The following is an 8,741-nucleotide window of genomic DNA, read 5'->3' as shown; positions in this document are numbered from 1 at the left end:
CTCACGGTGACTATCGGACTCGGCGCGCTGCTTCTTCACACCATCATCGACCCGGTCCTCGGAAACCAGACGTGGAATCTCACGTTGGCGTTTCGTGGTGGCCTGGTTCCGCTCTGGCCTGATCCGCGTGCGGTGACCTGGCCTCCCCGCCTCCTGCACCCCGTCGAGGCATGGGGCGTATGTGATTCCATGCCGTACCTGTTGAGCTGACCAAGCGGCCTCGTGTGATAGTCGGGGGCTCAGCGCAAATCGGGCCACAGCCTGAAATTCAGGAGCGCGCGCTCGACGGCTCTGCTACATATGAGCAAATGCCTGAACGGCACTGGAAACTCGGATAGGCAACACACGATGTCCATCAGATCGGAAGCAGTACGCCGGCAGTGGATTCGGACCCTCCAGGGCGCTCGATTCCTCGCCGACACGGCGCGGCACCAGACCAGCCTTGGCCCGCGGCCGACGAAGTTCGTGCCCAGCTTCCAACAGTCGCTGTGGGAAACGGAACTCGGCGACTTGGTGCGGGAGTACGACAAAGACCCAGGTCTTCCGGAGACATCTTTCGGAGTTGCACTGGCCGAAGCAGTCGGAGCAGTCCGGACCCTCCTCACCCGTCCGCAACCGGTGATGACCGACCAAGTCGCGTCTGACTGCACCGCCGTCGTCAAGGCAGTCGATACGGCCATCGAAGCCATCGAACAGAGCGAGAACGGCCCCGATTCCTTGGAGGAGGTTGTCGCCGAGTTCGAACGTGACTACCTACTCTCGCTGGCCCTGACCCTCACCGGCCAGACCGGAGTAGTGGGCAAGATCGCCGAATGGGAGCGCGGCGGAGGCGACTACCTCGATATCCGGACCTTCAAACTCGTGCCCGCAGACGGGCCCGGACGCGTCCACGTGCGCTATGTCGTGCAGGCCACAGATGCCGGATACATGACGTTTCTGCTGGGCTCGGACGGAAGACCTCGACCCGAAAGCTTTGACCGATACCCGCAGCTGCAATACATGCTCTACAGCCAGTGGTTCGTATACATATTCGCTTTGTGGGACGAGCAGTATCGCGGCCGACTAGCGGCCGCGCACGGGGCCGCACCCGATGGCGAGCCTTGGAACCGGTTCGACATCCGAATTCCGATTTTCGGAGACATCCGAGCGATCCGCAACGACGTCGTGCACAACCGCGGGATCGCGGACGAGAGCAGCGAAAACACCATCCTTCCTTGGTGCACAGATCAGCGCAAGATTGAAATCACGATCGGGCAGATGAAGTCGCTGATTGACCTCTTCCCTCGAGAGGAACTCCTGCGCCCTCCGACCAGGGTTGCGGCCGGTGCACAGACCAACGTCCCCTGGCCTGCCACGCCGCAACTCGTTCAAACTGTGAAACAGCGAGCAGTCGACCTCCGGATCCCGCGGAAGAAACGAAAGGCGATCACTGATCAGGCACTCCAGTTGTGGCTGGACGCCAATCCGCTGCCGTCCGACGAGCAGCTGCCGCCAGCGTCACCGCCGACGGAGTCCTCGGCAGAGGTGAACGACCACGCGACCGAGGCGCCCGTGCTAGGCGTGACCGAGCCCGTAGCGCCGCGCCCGGCCAGCAAGATCTGGAAACGCATCGACGGCGGGTGGACCTCCGCGCGGAGGCAAGTTTCCGGCGCCGTCTACCTTGAGGGTTTCCCTGGGGCGTCCGAAATGGAGAGACGCGCCGCAGAGGAGCGTCAGCCCGGCGGACTTCGTATTTTCAACGGCAACCCGAGCGATGAGCCGGGGGCGGGGTTCGAGGTCGAGCGCTACGACCACGCAAGCCTGATAGAACGCGCGATCATCGTGATGTCGTCGAGCAAACCGCCATTCGGAAAATGGATCGAGCTCGACAACTGGCCGGCCAAAGACGCCTGAGCGCGTTGTGACCGCATGCGGGCTGACGATGCGGCGAGCGTTTGAGCCGGTTCGACGTTACCGTCCAACCTCTGCAACAAACTGGGTCGCCTCTGGCCTGCTGGCAGCAAATTCGATGAGACCTTTTGCACGGCAGATATTCTCGACTCCGAACAGGTCTCCTCGCCCACCTCCGCTCGATGGGCCGACTTCACGTCCCGTGATCGATGTCAAGGGGGTCGAGTTCCGTAGCGGATTAGCGTCTGGGAAGAAGTAGGCCGCAAGGTAGCGAACTTGCGGTCATAGACTCCAGTTGAGCCCCTCCGCTGAGCTCGAGTGGGCTCAGTCGACCGATGGTCGAATTACCGCCCGGGTGATAGCTATGGAGACTCCCTGGACCGGGGCACCTACTGCTTGGGAAGGGAACTACCGCTTGAGCCGGGAGCCCCTGTGGTTCACGAGTGCCAAGGTTCATTAGGTTCGTGTCTGCCCGAGCGGCAACCGGAGACGCGGGGGGCAGCAACGTTCGTGTCAGTAGCGGCGATACGCGAGCATGACTGATACTGGGCCTGGTTCGGCCGGGGATGATTCCGCTCGTGAAGTCGATGAAGACGCTCTGCTCGACCTCGTAAGAGACCTGTTCCGCGCTGTTGCGCCGATTTCTGAGAAATCTGCTCGAAACAGATATGAGATTCATGAGTACAGTTCGCTAAAACGTGACCACGTAATAATGCCCGAGATATTGGTGGCGAGCAGCGTGGAGCGATATATGAGCCACAGTTTGGATTGCCTGTGGGGACTTCATCAGCTGCTAAAACATGAGGGCCAACAACATTTCGCGCCGTATGTGCTGCTTAGAGCCGCACTCGAATCTGCGGCAACTTCCGTGTGGTTGTTGGCTCCAGACGAGAGAGTATCGCGTCTAGAGCGAAGAGTAGCTATCGAGCGGAACGATGCGACCGAATCTATGAAAGCGATCCGATGTGCCGGGGTGCCGGACCCGGAAGGATCAACAGAGGAACGAATACGGTCCATGGATCCTGTTATCGAAAGATTGGGTCTGGATCGCAGGAACTGTGAATTTCGCGGCTATGGTGCGGTGGTCTCTTCCATAGATGAGAGGCCAGCGACTCGGCAGTCTCTGCAATTGGCTTGGCGAGCTACTTCGGGAATGTCGCACGGCAAGTTCTGGGCGTTTAATACGGTAACGACTCAGACGAACCTTGTGAGTACAGGAGACGGCGCTTTCCGGGCCACTTTCTCGCCAAGTTTGCGCCCACTCACAATCATGCTCGATGTCACCGTCGCTACTCTGCAACGCGCCGATCGATTATTTGACCAGCGACGAAGTCCAATCCTGGAGACTGCGTGAATTCTCCGGAACCTGACTTAGTCATAGAATTATCCGCAATTTTCGTTACAAAAAGGAGGCGGTTGGCCCATGGCTGACTTGGGGAGGTTCGTCGCCGTATTGGCGTTTGACGATAGGCCGATAGGAACTGCGGTTCAGATTTCGCTAGAATGCTACGTTACATTCATCGAAGAGGTGCCGAAGGATAGCACTGAAGTTAGGCTAATGCCTTTTGGTACGAAGCATTCGCTGTCGATTGTTAAATGGTTGCCTGTCGAAATTAAGGACGGACTAATCGTAACTGTACTCGTGCTAGCTGACCAATCCAAAGAGCACCCTCCTATAGGGGATTTACGAGGCTATGGGCCATATCGAGAGAATTGTTTGGCATTGATTTCGGAGAGTACCGGGAGGATGCAGGACGCCCAGTCTCCAAAAGAGGTCCCTGGCACTCTGGATATTACGAACCACGTCTATGGAATTGTTGACTTCACACCGTTCGATCCGTCGGCAATTGCCGATGGCACCGAGATTGCTGGAGCGCCCATATTTTACCAGGGCAACCTGGTAGGAGTTGCAATAGGAGTTAATGGTAACGGTCAGATTGGCGTGCTATCGGTGGCGCTGATCCTGGGAAGACTGCTAGAAACTGTTGATGACACAGAAGGTCCACAGCCGAAAGTGTCAATTCCATATATAAGAAAGTTATACCCCGAAGAAGCAACCGCACTACCGCCAGCGTTGGAAGAATTGGCTAATACCGATCCTTCGGATATTCAACGCATCGCTTCGTTGCAGCTGAGGCTGACCGAAAGTTACTACGAAAACGTGCTAAAACAAGCGAACCGAAGCTTTTGGTCGGCTGTTGCGGGGGCGACAATAGGTCTGGCTCTATTCACTGTAGCGGTATTGTTTGCCGTGATGTCAGAGCCCTCAACCACGGCGGCGGTAATTACCGGCCTCGGTGGCGGTATAGTTGAGGTAGTGTCTGGGGTAAATTTCTGGCTGTACGGACGGGCTTCGGCGCAGCTAAATCTTTTTCATGTCCGACTGGATAGAATGCAGCGGTATCTAGTCTCTAACAGCATGGCCCTTAGCTTGGATAATAGCACCAGAAATATAGCAATCTCGAGGCTTGTGAACGTGATTGCAACGGCCGACATTGAAGTATCGAAAGAAGCCATTCTTGGCGGAAACGAAATATAGCGCCAGTGGAGCCAAGTAAGCGTGTACAGGTTATCTTCTTAAGCTGAATACTACAAACCCCGCCGGGGCGAGCCGCGACGGGGTTTCAGGCTAGTGCCGCAGTTCATCCGGCGGTGGACGGCTTGACCGCGTCGGCTGGAACCCACTGCCGCACAGTGACTTCCCGATGCGCGTTGCGGGCACGCAAAGTGATCTCGATCTCCGCGTACCACACGGCTCCAGCGGTGTAGAGCAATAACCATGAGTATTGCGTGGCCGGCACCCATGACAAATCTCTGCCACCCGGAGGCTGGGTGTCGAAACTGCGGGCTCGCATCCCAATCGACTGCTGCCGCGGCGCGGTGCGCGGCAGCACCCACACCCGGGCAGGATCGACCAGGACCGCGCGCGGCGGAACGAGTCGCCGCACACTGTCCGCGGCACCGCTCATCCGGTGTGGCTCCATCTCTGCGCGGCTTGAACTTCGCCCGTCGAGACGCGGGTCCAGGCCGTGTAGTCGGCCGATTCAGCAGCAGCGAGTAGCAGTTCCGCACGGCGCGTGCGTGCGCTGCGGTCGGAGACTTCGACGGCGCACATCATCTTCTGCAGCCGGCCGAACCCCTGGCCCAGTCCGATGTAGGCGGTGACGTGGGAGCGGATCGTCAGGTCCGGCCGGAACCCGGTGACCTTCTCCGTACAGATCAGCACGCCCCGTTGACTGCGGATCCTCTGGGTAAGGGTGCGTGCTCGAGCGGGCGGGACTGCCACGCGACGGTTGCCGGGATCGAGCACCACGACCTCGACGCCATCCGCGAGCACGGACGCGACCTCGATGGGGTCTCCGCCGGTGGGGTTGATGATCGGCAACCGAGACAGATCACCGCCCATCTCCACGACCGCCAGCAGACCGAGCCGCCGCCCGCCGATCACCGCCGCACCTCGCCCAGTCGCGGTCACCCCCGCCAGCAGCCCTAGCAGCACGCCGGTCGAACCATGGCAGGCAACAACCGATCCCCGCACCAGACCGCCTTGCGGGAGCAGGTCACCAATCCCACCGGACACGGCGATGACATCCACGGAGTGCACCCCGGCCTGCGATGTCGCGCCCACTTTGCCGGTGATCTGCGCCATGCGGGTGCGAAGTTCGGTCAGCTGCTGCTCGCGTCGGCCGGCAGCTGACGGAGCTCCACTAGAATCGAACATACGTTCGATGATAGATCATCGAACGTTGCATCCGCTCCCGCCGAGTCGACAGGCAGGCGCCCGACACACCCGCTCGTACGTGTGTTCGAATGATGGTGGGTATTGTTGACGCGTGATCGAAATCGGTGTCGGGCAGCGTGTGCGAATCGGTGAGCATGGGGTGTCCGTGTTCGAGGTGCTCCAGGTCGAGGACGAGACTCACGTGCTCATCCAGTCGGTCGAGGATGTTCCTGGCCGGTACCCGTTCTCGATGCGTCTCGATGAGGTCTTCCCGATCGAGTGACCGCGGCACCGACACCGGGGGTCGCCGATACCTGCGAACATCTAACGATGTCGACATCACCGACCGGTTCCGGGATCATTCCCGAGTTCGCCGGTCGGGGATGCCGCACAGCGGTGGGCGACCGAGCCACTGGCGCCGCCACATCCCGTGGCAGATAAGCAGGTCCCGGACCCGGATCTGGGTGGCGAGATCGTCGTCGTCGGGATCAAGCCCGGCCCGGCTGAGTGATTCTCGATCGATGCTCATACCTGTTCGACGTCGTGACCGCCGGATCGGCTCCCAAAAATGTTGCTACCAGTACGCTGACTGTTTGTGGTGGGTGTGCCAGCGCCGATGCTGGCGACCGCAGGACGGCCGCCGGCCCCTTCGGGCCTGTGGGCGGTAGAGATGAAGTGGGACGGCATGCGCGCCATCACCGTGCTCGACGGTGTGCAGGCCAGACTCTATTCCCGCAACGGTCGGGTAGCGACGGCGTCGTTTCCGGAACTGGCCGAAGACCTGACCCGGCTGGCGGCGGGCCAGCGGTTCATCCTCGACGGTGAGATCGTCGCCCCGCATTTGCCATCGGGTGTTCCGTCGTTCGGCCGGTTGCAGCACCGCATGCACACCGCACGCCCTTCGGCGGGTTTGATCGCCTCGATCCCGGTGCAGCTGTTCGTGTTCGACGCCCTGCAGCTCGACGACACCGACCTGATCGGCCGCGCTTACACGGTGCGGCGAGAGTTGCTGACCGGGCTCGGGCTGACCAGCGCGCTGGTGCAGGTGCCGCCGTACTGGACCGATATCGCGCCAGCGCGGATGCTCGAGGTCGCGGCCGAGCACGGCCTGGAGGGCATCGTGTCCAAACGCCTGGACTCGGTCTACCGGCCGGGACAACGGTCACGATTGTGGGTCAAGACACCGCTACGCCGGTCCACGGATGTCGTTGTCGCGGGCTGGATCCCGGGCAGTCACGGCGGCGGCCTGTTCGGGTCGCTGATCCTGGGCGCGCACAGCAGGGCGGGGGAATTCGTCCACATCGGCAACGTGGGCACCGGCTTCTCCGCGGCGCAGCGACGGATACTGCAGGCGCGCCTGGACGACCTCGCGCGCGAGACGAGCCCGTTCGCGGCGCCGCCGCGGTTCGGGGCCGCGCCGACGTATTGGACCGAGCCCGATCTGGTGGCCACGGTGTACTACCGCGAATTCACCACCACTCTGCGCCACCCCAGCTGGGCCGGAATCCGCGCCGACCAAGACCCACACGAGGTCGGTCTCCCGGACTGACAGAGAGCCGCGGTGGCCGATCAAACAAACGGGTGGCGGGCCAGGACATCCCGTTCTGTGAGAGGAGACGGGGCGCGATTACGCCAGCTAGAGGCCAGAGTCGCGGGTAAGCGGTGGCTTAAGTGCTGCCAGCCACCCTTTCTGGATTCCGTAGGCGACGTACACGCATTCGTCGCACGCAACGAGGTTCGCCCCGCCCGGGTCGTAGATGAATCCGCGGTTCGGGCCGACGATCCGCCGGCAGTCGACGCAGGGCGCGTCGAATCGGTTGCGCTGCATATCAATCCTCCTCGTTCGGGTGAGCCGGACAGGGGTCTCCGGCCTCGGGCCGGAGCCTCGGTGTTGATGCATAAGAATCAAGGTGTTCAAAACAGGCAGGCGATGACCAGGACGGCGCACAGCACGGCCAACGCGATGATGGCGATCTTGCGGGTGTGGATTTTGCCGGTCAGCCGTTCGATCTCAGTCGTCTTCGCCTTCTGGTCCTGTCGTGCTTTGTTGAGCTTGGCTTGCAGATCGTCGACGGCGCCGCCGAGTCGTGCGCGAGCGGTGTTTGCGTCCTCGATCGTGGTTTCCTGGCTGGTGATCGTGAGGTGCTGTTCGCCGAGCGTGCGCCGCTGTCGGATGATCGTGTCGGCTTGATCGTCGATCGTCTCGGCGTGACTGGCGATGGTGGCTCGTGCAGTGCGCAAGTCACGCTCGAGCTGATCGCGCTCCCGTAGCGCGTCGGCGAGTTGCCGTTTCTTCGTGGCGATTTCGTCGGCTTGGTCTTTGGTGTGTTGTTCCCAGTCGGTCACTGTGGCCCATCCTGCGGTCGTGGCGGTGTTGTATGCCCAGGCGAGTTCCTCGGTGCCGCTGCTGGTCCAGTGCTGCAGGAAACGGTCGAGCGAGCACCGCCGCACCGCCATACGTGGGCCCGTCTGTCGCCGGGCGGCCGTGTGAGACAGGACCCCAGTGTGGATTTCGTACCCGTCGCGACTGTCCGGCCGGAAGGTGCGGATACCGACCGCGGGGAGCTTCTCGACCCAGTCGCAGTGGCGGGTCAGCCACACGACGTGATCGCAGCCGGCGGCACGCAGACCGGCGGTGCGCTGGCGTGCGGTGTCCACGTCCAGGTCGCTCCATTGCACCTCGACGGCGTAGGTGACGCCGTTCTTGGTGCCGCAGACGTCGGGGAATTGATCGCCGAGGTGAGGCTCGACCGCGACGTCACGCAATCCGTAGTGCTCGAGCCGATCACGGGCCCAATGCTTGAGGCGGGCGTGGTCGAACGTCTCGGACCCCCTTCCACCACCTGGCAGGCGCCCGGCCGGTGTCCCCCGACCGTGCCGAATGAAGACATTGCCCACCCTCGAGTGGTACGGCTCCACCTTGTGGCCACACAGCAGGCACTGCAGGCCCTTCTTGGCCTCCCAATCGTCGAAGAACCCGGCGTCGCGGACATCGGCGAGAACCCCGTACGGCCCCAGCGCCGCGGTCATTTCACTACCTGGACACAGTCGCCCGCTCGACCCAGCCATGCTCGACCCCCTGCGGCCTAACGAAACACGTTGTATCCGAAGGTAACTCGAGTCACCAACA

The 8,741-nt window shown here is 61.6% G+C and carries 9 protein-coding genes; 5 read left to right on the top strand and 4 right to left on the bottom strand.

The window, feature by feature from the left end; all coding sequences use genetic code 11:
• The 3 genes from AC5WS7_RS28965 to AC5WS7_RS28955 all read left to right on the top strand — a co-directional run.
• The coding region (locus AC5WS7_RS28965; protein ID WP_495957755.1) for a hypothetical protein at positions 1–210 on the top strand (210 nt) is incomplete at its 5' end.
• A 138-nt stretch (positions 211–348) separates the two neighbouring features.
• Entirely contained in the window at positions 349–1,893 is a 1,545-nt protein-coding gene (locus AC5WS7_RS28960; RefSeq protein ID WP_495957754.1) for a hypothetical protein, read from the top strand.
• 1,420 nt (positions 1,894–3,313) lie between these two features.
• The gene (locus tag AC5WS7_RS28955; protein WP_495957753.1) at positions 3,314–4,429 is read left to right on the top strand and encodes a TRADD-N-associated membrane domain-containing protein; all 1,116 of its coding nucleotides are present in this window, start codon (positions 3,314–3,316) and stop codon (positions 4,427–4,429) included.
• Positions 4,430–4,532: 103 nt separating this feature from the next.
• Here the strand turns inward: AC5WS7_RS28955 and AC5WS7_RS28950 are convergent, their stop codons facing one another.
• Both AC5WS7_RS28950 and imuA' read right to left on the bottom strand, forming a co-directional pair.
• Positions 4,533–4,859, bottom strand: coding sequence for a hypothetical protein (locus AC5WS7_RS28950; protein WP_495957752.1), 327 nt, complete (start codon positions 4,857–4,859; stop codon positions 4,533–4,535).
• A complete protein-coding gene (imuA', locus tag AC5WS7_RS28945; protein ID WP_495957751.1) occupies positions 4,856–5,539 on the bottom strand; it encodes a DnaE2-dependent mutagenesis accessory factor ImuA' in 684 nt (227 codons plus the stop codon). The genes AC5WS7_RS28950 and imuA' overlap by 4 nt, the downstream gene beginning before the upstream one ends.
• A gap of 184 nt (positions 5,540–5,723) precedes the next feature.
• Here imuA' and AC5WS7_RS28940 point away from each other — a divergent pair, with 184 nt between their 5' ends.
• On the top strand, positions 5,724–5,894 hold the full coding sequence (locus tag AC5WS7_RS28940) for a hypothetical protein (RefSeq protein ID WP_495957750.1): 171 nt from the start codon (positions 5,724–5,726) through the stop codon (positions 5,892–5,894).
• A 312-nt stretch (positions 5,895–6,206) separates the two neighbouring features.
• Positions 6,207–7,160 carry an ATP-dependent DNA ligase gene (locus AC5WS7_RS28935; protein ID WP_495957749.1) on the top strand — a complete coding sequence of 318 codons (954 nt, stop codon included), beginning with the start codon at positions 6,207–6,209 and terminating at the stop codon, positions 7,158–7,160.
• A gap of 87 nt (positions 7,161–7,247) precedes the next feature.
• Here the strand turns inward: AC5WS7_RS28935 and AC5WS7_RS28930 are convergent, their stop codons facing one another.
• Both AC5WS7_RS28930 and AC5WS7_RS28925 read right to left on the bottom strand, forming a co-directional pair.
• Positions 7,248–7,439, bottom strand: coding sequence for a hypothetical protein (locus tag AC5WS7_RS28930; protein WP_495957748.1), 192 nt, complete (start codon positions 7,437–7,439; stop codon positions 7,248–7,250).
• Between the two features lie 86 nt (positions 7,440–7,525).
• Positions 7,526–8,641 (bottom strand): competence protein CoiA family protein, encoded by a 1,116-nt coding sequence (locus tag AC5WS7_RS28925; RefSeq protein WP_495957747.1) that lies wholly within the window; start codon positions 8,639–8,641, stop codon positions 7,526–7,528.
• Positions 8,642–8,741: the final 100 nt, after the last annotated feature.

It is taken from the genome of Nocardia sp. PLKS1-43, assembly GCF_059510335.1.
Note: the sequence above shows the minus strand (reverse complement) of the source record. Positions and strands in the feature narration are given on the sequence as shown.